This is a genomic window from Kitasatospora sp. MY 5-36 (genome assembly GCF_001182915.1).
GTDB lineage: Bacteria > Actinomycetota > Actinomycetes > Streptomycetales > Streptomycetaceae > Kitasatospora.
In genome coordinates this window covers 1-17,834 of sequence record NZ_LFVW01000012.1, presented here as the reverse complement: position 1 = coordinate 17,834, position 17,834 = coordinate 1, and the positions used below count along the sequence as shown (strand labels likewise).

General features: G+C 74.0%; 18 protein-coding genes and 1 pseudogene. 11 read left to right on the top strand and 8 right to left on the bottom strand.

The window, feature by feature from the left end; translation table 11 throughout:
- Positions 1 to 219, top strand: a pseudogene (locus AE652_RS01030) (hypothetical protein); the annotation flags it as partial.
- Positions 220 to 536: 317 nt separating this feature from the next.
- On the opposite strand, the gene AE652_RS01025 reads toward AE652_RS01030, so the two are convergent.
- The 3 genes from AE652_RS01025 to AE652_RS01015 all read right to left on the bottom strand — a co-directional run bounded on the left by AE652_RS01025 (position 537) and on the right by AE652_RS01015 (position 3,102).
- Positions 537 to 947 carry a hypothetical protein gene (locus AE652_RS01025; protein ID WP_049649120.1) on the bottom strand — a complete coding sequence of 137 codons (411 nt, stop codon included), beginning with the start codon at positions 945 to 947 and terminating at the stop codon, positions 537 to 539.
- 179 nt (positions 948 to 1,126) lie between these two features.
- Positions 1,127 to 2,578, bottom strand: a complete 1,452-nt coding sequence (locus AE652_RS01020; RefSeq protein ID WP_049649119.1) for a DUF4157 domain-containing protein — start codon at positions 2,576 to 2,578, stop codon at positions 1,127 to 1,129.
- Between the two features lie 158 nt (positions 2,579 to 2,736).
- A complete protein-coding gene (locus AE652_RS01015) occupies positions 2,737 to 3,102 on the bottom strand; it encodes a helix-turn-helix domain-containing protein (protein ID WP_049649118.1) in 366 nt (121 codons plus the stop codon).
- 94 nt (positions 3,103 to 3,196) lie between these two features.
- On the opposite strand from AE652_RS01015, the gene AE652_RS01010 reads away from it, so the two are divergent.
- Entirely contained in the window at positions 3,197 to 4,036 is an 840-nt protein-coding gene (locus AE652_RS01010) for an SDR family oxidoreductase (RefSeq protein WP_049649117.1), read from the top strand.
- A 65-nt stretch (positions 4,037 to 4,101) separates the two neighbouring features.
- Here AE652_RS01010 and AE652_RS01005 read toward each other — a convergent pair whose 3' ends face one another.
- The gene (locus AE652_RS01005; protein WP_063780015.1) at positions 4,102 to 6,039 is read right to left on the bottom strand and encodes an ABC transporter ATP-binding protein; all 1,938 of its coding nucleotides are present in this window, start codon (positions 6,037 to 6,039) and stop codon (positions 4,102 to 4,104) included.
- Positions 6,040 to 6,575: 536 nt separating this feature from the next.
- On the opposite strand from AE652_RS01005, the gene AE652_RS01000 reads away from it, so the two are divergent.
- On the top strand, positions 6,576 to 7,388 hold the full coding sequence (locus tag AE652_RS01000; RefSeq protein ID WP_159028302.1) for a hypothetical protein: 813 nt from the start codon (positions 6,576 to 6,578) through the stop codon (positions 7,386 to 7,388).
- A 127-nt stretch (positions 7,389 to 7,515) separates the two neighbouring features.
- Here AE652_RS01000 and AE652_RS00995 read toward each other — a convergent pair whose 3' ends face one another.
- Positions 7,516 to 8,097: a helix-turn-helix domain-containing protein gene (locus AE652_RS00995; protein ID WP_107086325.1), complete on the bottom strand. Its 582-nt coding sequence runs from the start codon at positions 8,095 to 8,097 to the stop codon at positions 7,516 to 7,518.
- A 261-nt stretch (positions 8,098 to 8,358) separates the two neighbouring features.
- Here AE652_RS00995 and AE652_RS00990 point away from each other — a divergent pair, with 261 nt between their 5' ends.
- Together AE652_RS00990 and AE652_RS00985 are read left to right on the top strand one after the other, a co-directional pair.
- Complete coding sequence (locus tag AE652_RS00990) at positions 8,359 to 9,156, top strand: aldolase (RefSeq protein ID WP_049649115.1); 798 nt, start codon at positions 8,359 to 8,361, stop codon at positions 9,154 to 9,156.
- Positions 9,156 to 10,058 carry a dihydrodipicolinate synthase family protein gene (locus tag AE652_RS00985; RefSeq protein ID WP_049649114.1) on the top strand — a complete coding sequence of 301 codons (903 nt, stop codon included), beginning with the start codon at positions 9,156 to 9,158 and terminating at the stop codon, positions 10,056 to 10,058. Before AE652_RS00990 ends, AE652_RS00985 begins: the two co-directional genes overlap by 1 nt.
- A gap of 73 nt (positions 10,059 to 10,131) precedes the next feature.
- On the opposite strand, the gene AE652_RS00980 is transcribed toward AE652_RS00985, so the two are convergent.
- From AE652_RS00980 to AE652_RS00970, 3 genes are all read right to left on the bottom strand, one after another.
- On the bottom strand, positions 10,132 to 10,779 hold the full coding sequence (locus AE652_RS00980; protein ID WP_049649113.1) for a 2'-5' RNA ligase family protein: 648 nt from the start codon (positions 10,777 to 10,779) through the stop codon (positions 10,132 to 10,134).
- Positions 10,780 to 10,904: 125 nt separating this feature from the next.
- Positions 10,905 to 11,687 carry an ABC transporter permease gene (locus AE652_RS00975; protein ID WP_053111925.1) on the bottom strand — a complete coding sequence of 261 codons (783 nt, stop codon included), beginning with the start codon at positions 11,685 to 11,687 and terminating at the stop codon, positions 10,905 to 10,907.
- Positions 11,684 to 12,652 (bottom strand): ABC transporter ATP-binding protein, encoded by a 969-nt coding sequence (locus AE652_RS00970; RefSeq protein ID WP_049649112.1) that lies wholly within the window; start codon positions 12,650 to 12,652, stop codon positions 11,684 to 11,686. Before AE652_RS00970 ends, AE652_RS00975 begins: the two co-directional genes overlap by 4 nt.
- 164 nt (positions 12,653 to 12,816) lie before the next feature.
- Here AE652_RS00970 and AE652_RS00965 point away from each other — a divergent pair, with 164 nt between their 5' ends.
- The 6 genes from AE652_RS00965 to AE652_RS00940 form a co-directional block, all read left to right on the top strand.
- Complete coding sequence (locus AE652_RS00965; RefSeq protein ID WP_049649111.1) at positions 12,817 to 14,085, top strand: sensor histidine kinase; 1,269 nt, start codon at positions 12,817 to 12,819, stop codon at positions 14,083 to 14,085.
- Positions 14,082 to 14,780 carry a response regulator transcription factor gene (locus tag AE652_RS00960; RefSeq protein ID WP_049649110.1) on the top strand — a complete coding sequence of 233 codons (699 nt, stop codon included), beginning with the start codon at positions 14,082 to 14,084 and terminating at the stop codon, positions 14,778 to 14,780. Before AE652_RS00965 ends, AE652_RS00960 begins: the two co-directional genes overlap by 4 nt.
- A gap of 142 nt (positions 14,781 to 14,922) precedes the next feature.
- Positions 14,923 to 15,534 (top strand): hypothetical protein, encoded by a 612-nt coding sequence (locus AE652_RS00955; RefSeq protein ID WP_049649109.1) that lies wholly within the window; start codon positions 14,923 to 14,925, stop codon positions 15,532 to 15,534.
- A 90-nt stretch (positions 15,535 to 15,624) separates the two neighbouring features.
- Complete coding sequence (locus tag AE652_RS00950; protein ID WP_049649108.1) at positions 15,625 to 16,350, top strand: prolyl oligopeptidase family serine peptidase; 726 nt, start codon at positions 15,625 to 15,627, stop codon at positions 16,348 to 16,350.
- A 154-nt stretch (positions 16,351 to 16,504) separates the two neighbouring features.
- On the top strand, positions 16,505 to 16,993 hold the full coding sequence (locus AE652_RS00945; RefSeq protein ID WP_049649107.1) for a hypothetical protein: 489 nt from the start codon (positions 16,505 to 16,507) through the stop codon (positions 16,991 to 16,993).
- Positions 16,994 to 17,117: 124 nt separating this feature from the next.
- A partial coding sequence (locus tag AE652_RS00940; protein WP_049649106.1) for an SDR family NAD(P)-dependent oxidoreductase occupies positions 17,118 to 17,834 on the top strand: 717 nt, incomplete at its 3' end.

Genomic DNA, 17,834 nt, shown 5'->3' with positions numbered 1-17,834 from the left:
TTCCGGGTCACCGGCACGACCACCGGCCTCAAGGCGGGAACCACGGTGACCCTGCAGCAGAAGCAGAACGGCGCCTGGGTCACCCTGCCCGCCTCGGTGCCGACGACCAGCAGCGGCGCCTACTCGCTCGGTGTGAAGCTCGGCATCACGGGTCTGAACGAGCTGCGCATCGTCAGCGGGGACGCCGCCTCCCCGGTCTTCACCGTCACCGTGCACTGACACCGGCCACGGCCCCCTTCTCCGCGGCTCGCGGCCCGGGGCGGGCGGCACACCAGGAGCCACCCGCCCCGGGCCGAACACGAACTGCGCCTGGCCCTCGGCCTGTTCGACGCACTCGGTACACCCATCCAGAGGACCTGCGACAGCGCGGCATCGACGCCTGTCGGTCGAGGGGCGCCCCACCCCGTACGGCCCGGGCATCCCCCGGTGCCGGGCCGTACGAGCACGCCAGGACCCGCACGGCACCGATCCGGCTACCCGGCCTCAGGGCCGGGCCGCCTCGGCACGCCGTGCGGGTCCGCGTCGGGGAGTGCGGGTCAGCGCACCGTGACGGTGAACACGGGCGAGGCGGTGCTGCCGCTGACGATGCGCAGCTCGTTCAGGCCCTTGATGCCGAGCTTCACGCCGAGCGAGTAGGAACCCTTGCTGTTGGTGTGGACGGAGGCGGGCAGGGTGACCCACGCGCCGTGCTGCTTCTGCTGCAGGGTCACCGTGCTTCCAGCCTTGAGGCCGGTGGTCGTGCCGGTGACCCGGAACAGCTGCCACGCCTGGACGGAGGAGACCGACGGCTTGGCGGTGATGCCGGCCTGCGCGGCGGCCGACTGCGCGGCGGACACGGGCTGGACGGCCGGGGTGGCCGCCATGGCGGTGCCCGCCAGCCCGACGGTGAGCGCGCTGAGGGTGACCACGGCGGCCAGGCGCAGGGAGTTCCGCTTGGAGACGATCACGGGTGCACTCCTTTCACAGGAGGGTTCGGCCCGAGGCCCGATCGATGCGATCGACGTGACTCGGGCTCTGTCACCTATAGGGACGCCCCGAGCGTCACTTCGGTTGTGGACGGAACGTCACTTCCTTGTAACAGCAGGCGAGTTCGCCATCAGAGTCAGGGTAGACAGGCCAGGCCGGGTCACATGAGCTTCCGACTGCCGGTCTCCCTGTTCAGGGCGCCCACGTTGATCGGCTGGAGGATGACGGTGATCGCGCCGGCCGAGAAGTGCTGCACCGGGCCGCCGGTGTTCCGCCCGTGGAAACTGTGCGGCAGCGCCTGCCCGTTGGTCGGGTCCGTGCCCGCCGTATACATGTCGACGATGCCCTCGTACCCCTGCCGGGCCTTGGCGTCGTTGCCGTCCGCGGCCTGCTCCACGGTGATGCGGTCGTCGCCGTCCTCGGCGACGACCGCCGCCACGTGGTAGGGCCACCCGCTGGTGTTGTCCGGGTGCTCGAAGTCCTCGTCCCAGGCGGTCTCCACGATGGCGAACGCCTGGCCGGGGCCCGGCCGTTCCTCGCCGTTCGCGTTCGGGCCGCCGGGCCGGGCGTTCGCGTAGGCCGCGGCGCCCTGCGCGTTCTCCGCGTCGCCCAGGCCGAACTGGTGGCCGCCCAGGGCGAATTCGCTGGCGTCCTGCCCGAGGGCCAGCCGCTGCCGGTGCATGATCTCCTCGGCGGTGTGGGCACAGTCCGCGAGGAAGGACGTCTTCGGCTCGTACTCCGCGTACGTGCGTCCCGCGATCTGCCCGCTCTGCCCGGTGGCCTTGCAGTACCGGGGCGCCGGGGCGCCCTCCGCGACCCAGATGACGGTGGTGTCCGCCCCGGGATCGGCGGTCAGGAGGTAGAGGCCGTTCTGCGAGACCCGTGCGGGCCCCAACTCCTCGGTGGTGACCTGGGCGTAGCGCTGGACGGCCGTCGCGCCGGCGGCGCGCGCCGTACCCCGGGCCGTGGTGTCCGCCCTCCGCTGGACGGGGGCTTCTTCGAGGCCGTGGTCGCTCTGCTCGGGCATCCGGCTCATCACCCGGACCGCGTTGGCCTCGGCCTCGCGCTCGAAGCGGTCCCCGGGGTCGGAGACGCTCAGCCCGGACCCGTTGTCCGTCCCGGCCACCGGACCCTGGCGCTGCTGGATGACGTGCGTCAACTCATGGGCGAGGGTGTGCTTGTCAGCGCCGCCGTCGCCGATGACGACATGGCTGCCGGAGGTGTAGGCACGGGCGCCCACCTCGGCGGCGGAGTCGCGGGCCGCGGAGCCGGTGTGCAGACGGACGTCGGAGAAGTCGGCGCCGAAGCGGGATTCCATGTCCCGCCGCAGCGGTTCGTCCAGCGGCCTGCCCGGCGTGCGCAGCACGTCGTGCACGGCGGAGCGCTGCACCGGCTCCTCCACGGGCGGCTGGTGGCCGCAGCCCGCGCCGTGCCGGTGCCCGTGCCCGCTCCGCTGGAGCATCCGGACGACGGCCGCGTTGCCGACGGTGCGCTGCAGCCCGAGGAGCTCGTCGGGCACCTGGCCGCCCGGGGCCTCCCCGGACCGTGTGGCCGCGCTCCTGGGGGCGCGCTGCGGCTGCTTCTCGTCCTTCGTCGGCTCGTGCGCGTGCATGGAACTCCGCTCGTGGGGACGGCAGTTTCGTGGTGTTCCCCCTACATACCCGGTGCGGCGGTCGCGGGTAAGGGGCGCGAGGGCACGATGCACTGCCCGTACGGGCAACACGTCCGTCCCGACGAGCGCCGGCGGCCGAGCCCGACCCGGGCGAACCGTCAGCCGCGCGGCGGCAGCCGTCGGGTGATCCGGCCGAACAGGTCCTCCAGCGGCTCGCCGAGGTCCCGGCCGAACTCGGTCAGCCCGTAGGTGACCTGGGGCGGCGTCGTCGGCTCGACCTTCCGCCAGACCAGGCCGTCCTGGACCAGCGCGCGCAGGGTCTGGGCGAGCATCTTCTCGCTGATGCCCTGGATGCTCTCGCGCAGCTCGTAGAACCGGAGGTCGTTGGCCCGCAGGGAGATCAGCACCCAGATGCCCCACCTGCTGGTCACGTGGTCGACCATGTCGCGCGCGGGGCAGTCGGTGTGAAACACCTCATACCGCCGCCCGGTTTCGGCCTGCTTGTCCTGCGCACCTACCTCCATGTCCTGAGCTTACGTCAAGGTACGTCCTTACCAGGGGTTAGCCGCCGCTCCTAGCGTGAAGGCCACAGAGTCCGTCGGGCAAAAGGAGCTGACCATGATCGTGGTGACCGGGGCTACCGGGAATGTGGGCCGACCGCTGACGCGGGCGCTGGCGAAGACGGGCCTGCCGGTGACGGCGGTGTCGCGACACGCGGCGCCCGTGCCGGACGGTGTCCGCCACGTGGCGGCCGACCTGGCCGATCCGGCCGGCCTCGCACCGGCGCTGGCCGGGGCGGAGGCGCTGTTCCTGCTGCTGTCCGGCGACCTGCACGCCGCCGGAGCCGGCCCGGCCGACATCATCGGCCGGGCCGCGGCCAGCGGGGTCCGCCGGATCGTCCTGCTCTCCTCGCAGGGCGTGGCGACCAGGCCCTTCGGCCCGACGCGGATCGCGATGCGCGCGGTGGAGGACGCGCTGCGGGACTCCGGCCTGGACTGGACCATCCTGCGGCCGGGCGGCTTCGCCTCCAACGCCCTGTGGTGGGCCGAGTCCGTCCGCGCGCACCGGGTCGTCGCCGCCCCCTTCGGCGACGTCGGTGTGCCGATCGTCGACCCGGCGGACATCGCCGAGGTCGCGGCGGCCTGCCTGGTGGACGACCGGCACACCGGCGCCGTGTACGAGCTGACCGGCCCGGAACTGATCACCCCGCGCCGGCAGGCGGAGGCCGTCGCCGCCGCGCTGGGCACGCCGGTGCGGTTCCACGACCTCACCCGCGACGAGGCCGGGGCCGCCATGGCCCGGAGCATGCCGGTGGAGCTCGCCGAGGACACCCTGGACATCCTCGGCTCTCCGACCCCCGCCGAGCTGCGCGTCAGCCCGGACGTGCGGCGGGTCCTCGGCACCGCCCCGCGCAGCTTCGCCGACTGGGCCGCCCGGCACGCCGCCGCGTTCCGCTGAACCCGGTCGGCACCGCCGGAGCGTCCTGGGCCGGTCGGTCCACTACCGGCACCGGATGCGGGAGTTCACGACACGTCCTCCTCCGGCGCAGCGCACCGGACCGCGGCACCTCCGCGCTGGGCGGGAAGGCCGGTGCGCTCGTTCTGCAGGTCCCACAGTTCCCTGAACCGGCCGCCCTCCTCGGCCACCAGCTCCGCGAACGTGCCCTCCTGGAGCACCTTCCCGTCCTCCAGGACGACGATCCGGTCGGCGACGGCCACGTTGGTGAGCCGGTGGGTGACCAGGACGACCGCCCGCTCCCGCGCGACCGCCCGCAGGTTCTGGAAGATCCTGTGCTCGGCGCGCGGGTCGAGGGCGGCGGTCGGCTCGTCCAGGACGAGCAGCCCGGCCTCGCGGTGGAACGCACGGGCGATGGCCAGCCGCTGCCACTGGCCGCCGGACAGCTCCTCTCCGCCCATCCACTCCACCGCGAGCAGGGTGGACAGGCCCCGGCGGAGCCGGGCGACGACGTCGGCGGCCCCGGAGGCGTCGGCGGCGCGCAGCACCGCCGCGTCGCCGTCGGCGGTGGGCTGGCCCAGGGTGATGTTCTCGCGGCAGGTCAGCGGCCAGCGGGCGTAGTCCTGGGGGACGACGGCGACCTGGCGCCACAGGGCGTGCGGGTCGAGGTCGCGGGTGTCGGCCGCGTCCCACCGCACCGCTCCGGCGTCGGGCAGGTAGAGCCCCGCCAGGAGCTTGGAGAGGGTGGTCTTGCCGGAGCCGTTCTCCCCCACCAGGGCCAGGATCTCGCCCCGTTCGACGTGCAGGTTCACCCCGTCCAGCGCCTTGCGGTCGGAGGCGGGGTAGGCGTAGTCGAGGTTCTCCACCGCGATCCGGCGCGGGGCCTCGGGCGTCCCGGTGCCGCGCTTGGGCCGGTGGCCGCCGGCGGTGTCGAGGAAGCTCGACCAGTCGTCCAGGTACATGCCGGTGCGGAAGAGGTCCGCGCCGTAGCCGACGATGCCGCGCAGGCTGGTGCTGACAGCGGTCAGGGCGAACACCGCCGCGCCGCCGCGCGGCAGGCTCATCCGGCCGGTGCTGACCAGCCACAGCATCGCCGCCCACACCACCGCGGTGCCGAGGCCAGATGCGGCGGCCCCGATCACCGACACCCGGGCGCTCTGCATCGCCGCGCGGCGCGAGGTGGCGTCCAGCCGCCGGCCGACCTGGTCGTACTTGACGAGCAGGAACTCGCCCATGGTGTCGGAGCGGACCTGGTCGGCGTTGCGTTTGAGGTGGATGTACCAGCGCAGGTTCGCCATGATCCGGCGGTCGCCGACGGCGGCCCGGTTCGCCAGGAACTGCACCCGGGCGGCGTGCACCGACGCGATGCCCTGGGGCAGCGCCGCCAGCACCAGCAGCGGCAGGAGGGCGGGGTGGAGCACGGTCAGCACGCCGGCCGCGCCGAGGAGCGAGGCGAGGGAGGCGAGCAGGTTCTGCGCCTCTCCGACGATGTCCACGCAGACCTCGGCGCCGCGGTCGGCGGCCTCCAGTTCGTCGTTGTAGCCGGCGTGGTCGTAGGCGGTCAGTTCGGCCGCCACGGTGGCGCGCAGCACCGCGGCCTCCGCCTCCCGGGAGATGCGGGGCGACAGGTGGATGGTGATGGTCCGGATCGTGATGCCCAGCAGGGAGCGGGCGCCGGCCGCCGCCGCGATGACGAGGATCGACGGCGCCGCGCGGGTGAGCTTGTCTCCGACCTGCCCGGGGCCGAACAGGGCCGAGATGGTGCCGGTGGTCGCGAACAGGCCGGCCGCGCCGAGCACCGCGGAGACGGCCTGGCAGGTCAGGAGCAGCGCGACGGAGGTGCGGTCGATGCGCCAGCCGAGGCGGAAGGCGCGGACGACGAGCGCGGGCAGGCGGCGGGCCATCGCGCTGACGCTGATCGCCTCGATCGCCGCGATGCGGCGTCCGTCGGCGAGCCACTGCAGTTCCTCGTCGGCGGCCTCGGCCGACGCCGTCGTGGTGCTCAAGCGTTCGCCTCCTCGCGCGGGGCGGGGGCCAGCGGCAGGCGGGCCACCAGGGCCCCGGGGACGGGTGGGACGTGGATCGACGGGGCGGGGGAACAGGCCACAGATCCTCCAGGAGCGGAGCGGTGCGCGGACGTGCGGACTCACCGGTCCCGGCCGACAGGAAAGCTCAAGTCGCCTTTCCTCAGGCCGAGTTGACCGGTCCGACGGAGTCGTTACGGGCGGCTGGGCGTCCGATGATGGTGCTGTTCGAGCGCGGCGTTCAAGTGGATTCGCCTCCGGGCGAGCCCGGGTCGAACGGGGACTTTTCGAGCAGGTTCCGGGCATGGTTCAGCGCATATGCCAAGCGGACGGGCGGCGCACGGCCGTCGCCGGATTCACCCGTTCGGCTGGTCTGCTGCCCGAGGGGCTGCCGCGCCGCCAGGCTCCTGAGGCGGGTGGGGCGGCAGGAGTTGAGTACGGATACTCATGTCCCGGGCCAACTGGATCGGGCACGATGCTCACCGTCAGTGAGCTTGTGCGGAAGGGTTCTTGTGTCCATGGTCCGAAACAACGTCAGGATTCCCCTCGTGGTCGGCGCGGCCGCGATGGCCGCGGCCGTCGCCGCCGGGTGCTCCTCCGATCCCGGAGCAGGGTCGGGAACCGGCCCGGGAGCCGTCCCCGACAAACCGTCCGCGACCTCGGGCGGCGCCGGCTCCCCGGGTGCCGCCCCGACGTCCACGCCGACGCTCCAGGCGTCCGGCGCCCCGGCGTTCGGCTCGCCCAGCAGTACGCCGACCGGCCCGCCGATCCCCACCGGAGCCGCCCTGCGCGAGCTGCTGCCGACCGCCGCCACGCTGCCCGCCGGGTGGCGGATCGAGGGCAACGGCAGCGAGAACGACTCCGGCACCTACGTCCTGGAGGAGCCGGCCAAGCCGGTCCTGCCCCAGGAGCCGTGCACCCAGATGCGCCTCGCCGGAAGTGTCCTCTCCCTGGACTACAGGGCCTCGGGCGCGACGAACGAGGTCTACGACGGCGAGAACAGGGTCGAGGTCTACCTGGGCGCCTACCACGCCGGCGACGCGGCCAAGCTGCTCGGCGAGATCCGGGCGTACGCGGACCGCTGCACGTCCTTCACCGGCAAGGGGATCGACGGGAAGGCGATTCCGCTGACCGTGACGCTGCAGCCGGTGCCGGGGCTCGGCGACGAGGCCGTCGACGTGAAGAAGGTGCCCCAAGGCCCGTACCACAGCGAGGAGATCGTGGTGACGCGGCTCGGCGACCGGCTGCTGTTCCTCAGCGGCGACAACATCCTCGGCCGGCTGCCGAACCTCATGCAGCTGGCGGTGCCGCTGTCGAAGACGGCCAGGTGAGCGTCGGATGAGCGCCGGGTAGTCGGCCCGCCCGGGACAACGAGCCCCGGGGCGGTGGCGCCGGCGGCGACCTCGGCGTCACCGCCCGCGGCGGAGCGCGAGCCCGGACAGGCGCGCCCGCCGCGGCTCAGGGCAGCCGGGAGTACGGGGGCCGGGCGTCGTCCGGAGCCCCGTGGTCGCTGGAGACCAGCAGGAGGACCGTGGCTCGCCGGGTCCCCAGCGAGCGCAGCCGGTGGGGCGTCGTGGCCTTGAGGTAGACGCAGTCGCCCGAGTCGAGCGTGATCGCGCGCGACGGGAGGACCAGTTCGACCCGTCCCTCGTGGACGAAGACGAACTCCTCGCCGGGGTGGTCCCGGAACGGGGCGGGGCCGTCGTCGAGCGGCGGGTAGAGCATGAACGGGGTCATGCCCTTGGCACCGGCGTCGAGCGCCATCCCCTCGTAGCGGGTGCCGGGCTCGTCCGGGGCGGTCAGGGCCTGACGCTCCGCGGCCCGGGTGACGGTGACCTCGCTCAGCTCCTCGGCCTCGGCGAAGAGACTGTCCAGAGGGACTTCGAGGGCCTTGGCGAGGGAGGCGCAGACGGCGATCGAGGGAACGCTCTGGCCGCGTTCGACCTTCGACAGGTAGCTCTTGGTGACGCCGGACCGCTCGGCCAGCGCCTCCAGGGTCATCAGCCGTTCCTTGCGCAGCTGCCGCACCCGGTTGATCACTGGTTCTTCCTCTCCCGTGCCATCCACCTCCGATGACACACCGTGTCCTCTGGCGGGCCATGCTACGCCGCGGCGCCGCCGGTGCGCCCGGGAGGCCCCGCCCGCCGGCCGTCGCCCCGCCCACCCTCGCGACCCGTATCGCACTCGCCGCTCTTGTCGCAGGAAACCTTGTGTCCTATCGTGAACAATGTTTCCTCCGGAGCCACGGCTCCGGACACAGGCCTGGCCGCCGGGGCGAGGCCGGAGAACCGGAGCACACACATGGCGAACACCCTGCAGGACTCGAAGGACGTCCTCGTCGACCGCGCCGCACGGCAGATGGACCGGCACTTCGGGGACTCGACACTGACCACGCGCCAGAAGCTGGCGCTCACCTGCCGGATCGCGTACGACGGCGGCCACGACTCGGGGCTCGCCGGGCAGATCAGCTCCCGCGGGCGCGAGCCGGGCACCTACTACACCCAGCGCCTGGGCCTGGGCTTCGACGAGATCACCGAGGACAACCTGCTCCTGGTGAACGAGGACCTGGAGGTCCTGGAGGGCACGGGCATGCCCAACCCCGCCAACCGCTTCCACTCCTGGATCTACCGGGCGCGCCCGGACGTCAACTGCGTCATCCACACCCACCCGCTGCACACCGCCGCACTGGCCATGCTCGAAGTCCCGCTGGTGGTCTCCCACATGGACACCACACCGCTGTACGACGACTGCGCCTTCCTCAAGGACTGGCCGGGCGTGCCGGTCGGCAACGAGGAGGGCGAGATCATCACCGCCGCCCTCGGCGACAAGCGGGCCGTCCTGCTGGCCCACCACGGCCAGCTGGTGACCGGCTCCACGATCGAGGAGGCGTGCACCCTGGCGCTGCTCATCGAGCGGGCCGCCCGCCTGCAACTGCTGGCGATGTCGGCGGGGACCATCCAGCCCCTGGACCCGGCGCTCGCCCGCGAGGCCCACGACTGGACCTCCACCGACCGGCGCAGCCGGGCGAACTTCGCGTACTACGCGCGCAAGGCACTGCGCACTCACCCCGACTGCGTCAACGGACAGGTGGACCTCTGATGGCCAATCCGCCCCTGCAGGGCATCATCTCCTACCCGGTCACCCCCTTCGACGCCGCCACCGGCGAGGTCGACCTGGCCGCACTGCGCGCGCTCACCGGCGCCCTGGTCGCCGCCGGCAGCCACGCCGTCGCCCCGCTCGGCAGCACCGGCGAGAGCGCCTACCTGACCGGGAAGGAGTGGGACGCGGTCTGCGAGACCACCCTGGACGCGGTGGCCGGGCGGGTGCCCACCCTCGTCGGCGTCTCCCACTGGAGCACCGAGGGCACCGTCCGCCGCGCCCGGGTGGCCGCCCGCCACGGCGCCACCGCGATCATGGTGCTGCCCCAGGTGTACTGGAAGCTGACCGAGGACGAACTCGCCCGGCACTACGACGAGGTGGCCCGCGCCACCGACCTGCCGATGATGCTCTACAACAACCCCGGCACCAGCGGCGTGGACCTGCGCCCGGAGACGGTGGTCGCACTCGCCCGGAAGATCCCCAACCTCACCATGGTCAAGGAGAGTTCGGGCGAGGTGTCCCGCTTCCGCGCCATCCGGGAACTGTCCGACGGAGAGCTGTCCGTCTACAACGGCAGCAACCCGCTCGCCCTGGACGCCTTCCGCGCCGGGGCCGCCGGCTGGTGCACGGCCGCCCCCTGCCTCGTCCCGCAGCCGGTGCTGGAGCTCCACGCCGCGGCCGTCGGCGGACAGCAGGAGCGCGCGGACGCGCTGTTGCGGGAGCTGCTGCCCTTCCTGCGGTTCATCGTCCGGCACGGCCTCCCCCGGACCGTCAAGGCGGGCCTGGAGATCCTGAACCGCCCCGCCGGGCCGCCGCGGCCCCCGCTGCTGCCGCTGCCCCCGGAGGAGACGGCGCAGCTGCGGGAGCTGCTCACCGGTCTCCTCCCGCCCTCCGCCGCCTGACGGTGCCCGCCCCCACCGGCTCCCCTGTGCGAGGACACCCGTCCCCGCGCAGGGGAGCCGGCGCCACCAGGGCCTACGCGTCGAGCCGGACGGTGGCGACGGTGTCCCAGCAGATCCGCCACCCCGGCAGGTCCGCACCGGCCACCGGGACGCGCCGCCAGAACACCTCGTTGACGATGATCCGGTTCACGGTGAACGGGGCGTGGCCGGGCCGGACCCGGTGGATGGCCTGCGCCAGCTCGTCGCTGTCGGTGTCGGCGGCCGCGTAGGCGGCGGTGGTGTGGAGCACGCCGAGCGGGTACGCGGTGGAGTCGGGGCCGAAGACCCGGTGGACGGCGCCGCGGACGCGGTGCTGGAGGGCGGCGAGTTCGCCGTCGGGGTGGAGGTCGAGGCGGACGCCGGTGCGGTGGGCGAGCGGCGAGCCGGCCTGGAGGGCGATCGGCCCGCTCCCGGCCACCGCGGCCCGCAACCGGTCGGCGAGGTCGCGGCGTTCGGCGTCGGTGACGGCGTCCGCCGGGGCGGAGGTGAGCATGTCGAGGGTGATGTGCGTCCGCTCGTCCGGCACCGGCAGGACGGGGAAGCCGGCCAGGGCCTCGCGCAGGCCGGCGAGGAGCGTGTGCAGGGCCGAGCCCGCCGGCAGGTCGGGCAGGGCGTACACCTGGAGGGCGCGCAGGCCGTCCGGCCAGGGCCGCTGTCCGAAGGTCGGGTGGAACGCTTTCACGTCGCCTCCTGCTGATCCGGTTCGGTGGCGGCCCGGCGGGGCGGCGGCCCGTCCAGGTGGGGCTGTCGACCGTACGACGGGGTTCAGCGTACGGGCGGATCCCCCGCTCCGTACCGGCCCCGGCGTCAGGCGTCCCGGCGGGACAGGCCGAGGGCGGCCAGGGTGAAGGCGACGGCGAGGTAGCCGGCCAGGGCGGCGAAGCAGCCGACCGGGCCGAGGCGGTCGGCGCCCGCCGACGCGACCGTGGTGCCGAGGCCTTCGAAGACGCTCTGCAGGCCGAACCGTGACACCCCGTCGCCGAGCGGTGCCAGCAGCATCGGGGAGAGGAAGAACAGGCCGAACAGGGCGGCGACCGCACCCGCCGTGTGGCGCAGGACGAAGCCGAGCGCGAGGCCGAGCAGGGCGAAGGCGGACAGGAACAGGCCGCAGCCGATCACGGCGCGCGCCACGCCGGGCGCGCCGAGCGGGACGGCGAGGTGCCGGCCGCTCAGGGCGCGCCGGCCGAGCAGGAAGGTCAGGAAGGCGAGCAGCTGCCCGAGCAGCGCCGAAACCCCGCCGACCACCAGGGCTTTGGCGACGAGCACCTGGCCGCGCCGGGGCACGGCCGCGAGGGTGGTGCGGATCTGGCCGGTGGTGTACTCGCTGGAGGCGGCCAGCGTGCCCAGGGTGCCGACGGCCAGCACGGCGACGTAGAAGCCGCCGGAGAAGCCGTAGCGGACCGGATCGAAGCGCTCGCGTTGCTCGGCGCTCCAGGAGGCCCAGTTGTCGGCCGCGCTCGCGTAGTCGATCAGGCCGATGAACAGCGCGGCGGCCAGGGCCACGGCCGCCGCGAGCGGGGTCGCGCGGACGCTGCGCAGCTTGACCCACTCCCCGGCCAGGGCACCCCGGGTGGTCGGTGCGGTGCTCATGCGGTCCTCTTTCCGGGAGACGTGACGGAATCCGTGGCGGGAGTCGTGACGGAAGACGTGGAGGTGGCCCGGTGGTCGACCGCGCCGCCGACGGCGTCCATGAAGGCCTGCTCCAACGAGGCCTGCCGGACGGTGAGTTCGTGGACACCGATGCCGTGCCCGGCGGCCAGCTCGCCGATGGCGGACGGCTCCAGGCCGACGACGGCCAGCGCTCCGGCGGGCTCCTCGCCGACGGAGGCCGCCCCGGCCGCGCGCAGCAGCCGGGCCAGCTCCGCCGGGCGGGCGCAGCGCACCAGGACGTCGGTGCGGGCGTGCTCGGCGAGGAAGTCGGCCGTCGAGCCGTCCGCGACGAGCCGTCCGCGCCCGATGACCACCAGGTGGTCGGCGGTGAGGGCCGTTTCGCTCATCAGGTGCGAGGAGAGCAGGACGGTCCGCCCTTCGGCGGCGAGGTCGCGCAGGAGGGTGCGGATCCACTGGACGCCTTCCGGGTCCAGGCCGTTGACGGGTTCGTCGAGCAGCAGGACGGGCGGGTCGCCGAGCAGGGCGGCGGCGATGCCCAGGCGCTGCTTCATGCCGAGCGAGAAGCGCCCGGCCCTGCGCCGGGCCGCCGTCGCCAGACCGGTGAGTTCCAGCACCTCGCGGACCCGGCGGGGGCCGATGCCGTTGGTGACGGCGAGGCCGAGCAGGTGGTGGCGGGCGGAGCGGGCGGGGTGGACGGCGCCGGCGTCCAGCAGCGCGCCGACCTCGCGCAGCGGGTGGCGCAGCGAGGCGTACGGGCGGCCGTGGACGGTGGCCCGCCCCGCGGTCGGGGCGTCCAGGCCGAGGATCATCCGCAGGGTGGTGGACTTGCCGGAGCCGTTCGGTCCGAGGAAGCCGGTGACCCGGCCGGGGTGGACGGTGAAGGTGAGTCCGTCCACGGCGAGGGTGCCGCCGTAGCGCTTGCTGAGGTCGCGTACTTCGATCATCGTGCTGCCTTTCCTTGTGGCGTGCCTCCACGCTCCCGTCCGCGCCGGGGGCCCGGCCTCCCACCGTGGGCGGAATCCCGGCATCGGACGGGGGCCGGTCTCTGCCCGTGGTCGTAGGCCTGGGGGGCGATGCCCCGGCGGCGGGCCGCCGCTAGCCTGGGGCGATGTCCGACATCCCGCGCCCGCCGGTGACCGGAAGGCTCCGCCCGGGCCACTGGGTTCTGGTCGACCTGGCGGTCTCCCTGGCCCTGACCGTGCTCACCTGGCTGCGGGTGCTGGACGCCTACCGGGTGTTCGACCCGCACCACCGGGGCTACGCCGAGCCGACCACGGCCGAGTTGGTGACGGTGCTGGGGTGCGTGGTCGTCGTCGGCGCGGCGGCGGGCCTGCGGCGGCTCGCGCCGGTGGCCGCTGCCGGGGTGGTGTTCGCCGCCTGGGTGGTGGTCGTGGCGGTGGCCGGACGGCTGACCATCGCCAACCTGGCCGGGTTCCAGGTGGTGCTCGCCGCCGCGATGACGGTCTACCTGGTCGCGGCGGTCGGCGCGCCGCGGGTCGGCGCGGCCGCGCTGGCGTTCGGGCTGGTGGGCGCCGGGCTGAGCGGGTTCGGCTCGCGGGAGCTGTGGAACAACCTGGTGTTCGCCGCGCTGGCGGTCGTCACCGCCTGGGCGCTCGGCAGCGCGGCGGCCCGCTACCGCGCGTACGGGGCGGAGCTGCGCCGTCACCAGCTGGACCTCGCCAGGGCCGAGCTCGCGGAGGAGCTCGCCGAGGAGCGGATCCGGCTGGCCCGGGAGCTGCACGACGTGATCGCGCACAGCATGAGCGTGGTCAACGTCCAGGCGGGGTACGGCCGTTTCGTGATCGGCCGGGATCCGGCGAAGGCCGAGCAGGCACTGGAAGCCATCCAGGCGGTGAGCCGGGACGCGATGGTGGAGATGCGCGGTCTGCTCACCGTCCTGCGCGGGGCCCCGGCCGAAGGCGCCGACCGTGGAGCGGGCGCCGAGTTCGCCCCCGCGCCCCGACTCGCCGACCTGGAACGGCTGGTGGCCAGCAGCGCCGAGGCCGGGGTGCGGGTCGAGCTACGGGTCGGCGGCCGGGTGCGGCCGCTGTCGGACGGCGTCGAGCTATCGGCGTTCCGGATCGTCCAGGAGGCACTGACCAACGTGGCCAGGCACGCGCGCACCGACTCGGCCCGGGTGGACGTGGCGTACGAGGACGACCGGTTGGTGCTGGAGGTGACCGACCCCGGGTGCGGCACGCCGGTCGTCGCGACGGGCGGCATCGCGACAGGCAGCGGCGGGCACGGCCTGGCCGGGATCGCCGAACGGGTCGGCCTGTACCGGGGCCGCCTGGAGGCCGGGCCGGGCCCGGACGGCGGCTTCCGGGTCCGGGCCGTCCTGCCGCTGGCCGAGGCCGCGGTCGAGGTCGCGTCATGACGACGGCCGGGGAGCGCCCCGCCCCGCCGATCCGGGTCGTGGTCGCCGACGACCAGGCGCTGGTCCGGGCCGGCCTGGCCGGGATCGTGGCCGCCGCCGACGGGTTCACCGTGGTGGGCGAGGCCGCCGACGGCGCGCAGGCCGTCCGGCTGGCCCGCACCGAGCACCCGGACGTGGTCCTGATGGACATCCGGATGCCGGGCACCGACGGCCTGGCGGCCACCCGGCGGATCACCGCCGAGAGCGGCGTACGGATCCTCGTCCTCACCACCTTCGACCTGGACGAGTACATCTACGGCGCGCTGCGCGCCGGAGCCTCCGGCTTCCTGCTCAAGTCCACCCCGCCCGAGGACCTGCTGACCGCGATCCGGGTGGTCGCCGCCGGGGAGGCGCTGCTCGCCCCGAGTGTCACCCGCCGGCTGATCCGCGCGTTCGCCGCCGCCTCCACCGGCCCCGCCGAACCGCCGGCGGACCGTGACGGCGAGCGGCAGCGGGTCCTCCAGGCCGTCACCGGACGGGAGTTGGAGGTGCTCACGCTGATCGGCCGCGGGCTCACCAACGCCGAGATCGCCGAGCGGCTGTGCGTCAGCACGGGCACGGTCAAGACCCACGTCGGCCACCTGCTGGCGAAGCTCGCCGCCCGCGACCGCGTCCACCTGGTGATCACCGCCTACCGGGCGGCCCTGGTCGCCTGACACCCGCCCCGGGTTCCTGGACCCCGCCACCCGTGACGGTGGGTGATGACGCTACTCGGCGCAGCGGGTTTGCCGCCCGTCAGCGGGCCCGGAACGCTGGGAGCCCGGGGGGAGCCACCCGCCACACCAGGAGTCCCCGCAGATGTCCCCGAAAACCGTCGCCGCGCTCGCCGCGGGCCTCGTCGGCACCATAGCCCTCGCCCACGTCGCCTTCGCGGGCGCCCCCGTCACCCTGAACATGGCCACCGGCAGCGCCGAGTGCACGCTCACCTGGGCGAAGCCCGGCATCACCTTCAAGGCCCTGACGCCCGGCGGCAACGCCGCGTCCTTCCGGGACGTCGACGCCACCGGGACGGTCACCATCGACCTCACCTCCGTCGGCAACCCCGTCACCCTGGCGAACTCCGTCTACATCCGGACGGCGGCCAAGGGCGGCTTCACCCTGACCGACGCCTCCGGCCACTACGTGCAGGTCTCGAACCTCGAAGGCAGCCTCTCCGGCGACAGCACGTTCGTCGTGCAGACCAGCAGCGATCCCGCCGGCACCCGCCTCCCGGTGTACAACATCCCCACCCGGCCCCGGATCAGCCCGGACGTGCAGTCCGTGCTGCCGCCGCGCGTCAACCTCGCGCTCTCCGACATCTGGATGAGCGTCCTGCCCGAGTTCGCCACCGTCATGAACCAGACCTTCGGCGACGGCACCCTCCGGCCCGGCGACCAGCTCGGCACCTGCACCGCCCGGACCACCTCCTGACGCGGCCGCCACCGGGCGATACCGGGGCGCCGACCGGGTACAGGTGACGGGGGCGGCCCCGCCCCTGACCCCTCGTCCGGGAGGAACCCCATGTCCGCACCGTTCCAGCACCGCCGGTTCGCCGTCGACGACGACGGCAACGACCTGGGGTACCTGCTGTCGCTGCCGGACGGTTACCGGGACGGGCCCGGGCCGTGGCCGCTGCTGCTCTTCCTGCACGGCGCCCTGGAGCGCGGCGAGGACCCGGCGGTCCTGGCCGCGCACGGCCCGGTCCGGCAGATCGCCGAGGGGGCGAGGCTGCCGTTCGTGGTGCTGGCCCCCCAGTGCCCGGCCCACAGTTCCTGGGTGGCGGAGCTGAGCAGCCTCGCCGCCCTCCTGGCGGAGGTGGAGCGGGAGGTCCGGATCGATCCGGACCGCCGGTACGTGACCGGCCTCAGCATGGGCGGCACCGGCTCGTGGGCGCTCGCCGCCCGGTACCCGCGCCGGTTCGCCGCCGCCGTACCGGTCTGCGGCTCCTGGCTGCGGGAGTCCGCTCCGCGCCTGACCGCCGTCCCCGTCTGGACCTTCCACGGCGAGGAGGACGAGGTCATCCCGGTCTCGCACACCGAGCGCCTGGTCGACGCGCTGCGCGCACTGGGCGGCCCGGTGCGGTTCACCCGCTACCCGGGCGTCGGCCACGACTCCTGGACCCGGACGTACGACGACCCCGAGGTCTACGACTGGCTGCTCGCCCAGTCCCGCCCCGGCGATCCCACCCTCCGAACGGTCCCCGCCCCCACCGCGGCCGCCGCGGACAACCACGTGGAACCCGTTTAGGCCTATGGCCGAGGTCCGCTCGCCCAGGGCCCTCGGCTGACGCCGGTCCACCTGGGCGTTGATCGTTTGTCTACCGCCGTCACGCACGATCGATCCCGCAGAGCGCGCCCCACACGTTCACGGGCGCGAACGGACGAGAGAGGCACACGGGGACATGAAGACGACGAAGAAGCTGCGGCACACCGTGCTCGGGATCGCGGCCGGCATGCTGGCCCTGGTCGGGACGGTGACGTCGGCGGGGACCGCGCACGCCGACGGCCCGCCCGCCGCGTACCTGGACGAGCCCGGCATCCTCTACCGCGGCGGCCACATCGAGGCGGGCGACACCCAGCTGGTCCTGCAGAACGACGGCAACCTCGTCCTCTACCGGGCCTACCAGGACCCGAGTCTCGTCCACGCCGTCTGGCAGGCGCCCAAGACCTGGGGCTGCGGCTACAAGGCGATCATGCAGGGCGACGGGAACTTCGTCGTCTACGACGTCAACAGCCACCCCTGCTGGAGCGCCGACACCTTCAAGCCCAGCTCCCTCGCGAACGCCAGCCTCGCGGTCTCCGCCCTCGGCGGCCTCAAGGTCGTCTTCGTCAACCCCAGCGGCGGCCGGAGCATCAGCTGGGCGACGATCCGCAGCTCCGACCTGTACTAGGCACGGTGTCGGCGGTCTGCCGGTGGTGACGGTGATCCATCAGCGGTCTGTGGGTGGCGCGTTGTTCATTGGCCGGGCGGTGCGTCGCCGACGACGCACCGCCCGAGCCGAAGGAGCCCCCGTCATGTCCTCCACCTACCCCAGCCCGCCGTGGGACGTCCACCGGCTGCCCTCCGCCGCCGGCAGGTCCTTCCTGGTCACCGGGGGCAACGCCGGGATCGGCTACTTCGTCGCGGAGCAGCTCGCCGGGACCGGGGCCGTCGTGGTGCTGGGGAGCCGGGACGGGGCGAAGGCCTCGGCCGCCATGGCCTCGATCCGCTCCCGCGTCCCCGGTGCGCGGCTGCGCCACCTCCGGCTGGACCTCGCCGACCTGGCGTCCGTGCGGACCGCCGCGGACGGTCTCGGACTCGACCGCCTCGACGCGGTGGTCCACAACGCCGGTGTCGCGCTCGACGATCCGCCGCGGTGCACGACGAAGGACGGTCACGAGCTGATGTTCGGGGTCAACCACCTGGGGCACGTCGCGCTGACCCGGGCCCTGGCGCCCCTGCTGTCCGCGGCGCCCGCCGCCCGGATCGTGACGGTGGGGAGCTTCGCGGCGCGCTCCGAGCGGCTGGACCCGGACGACCTCCAGTCGGCCCGGGACTACCGCCCGAAGCGCGCCTACGGCCGGTCGAAGCTGGCGCAGATGTCCTTCGCCTTCGAGCTCGACCGCCGCCTGCGCGCCCGCGGCAGCACCGTGCTCAGCCTGGTGGCGCATCCCGGCGGCGCCCTGGACTCGCTGACCCCGGCCCGCCCGGGGGTGCACGCGGCGACCCGCGGCAGCCGGCTGCGGGGCGCG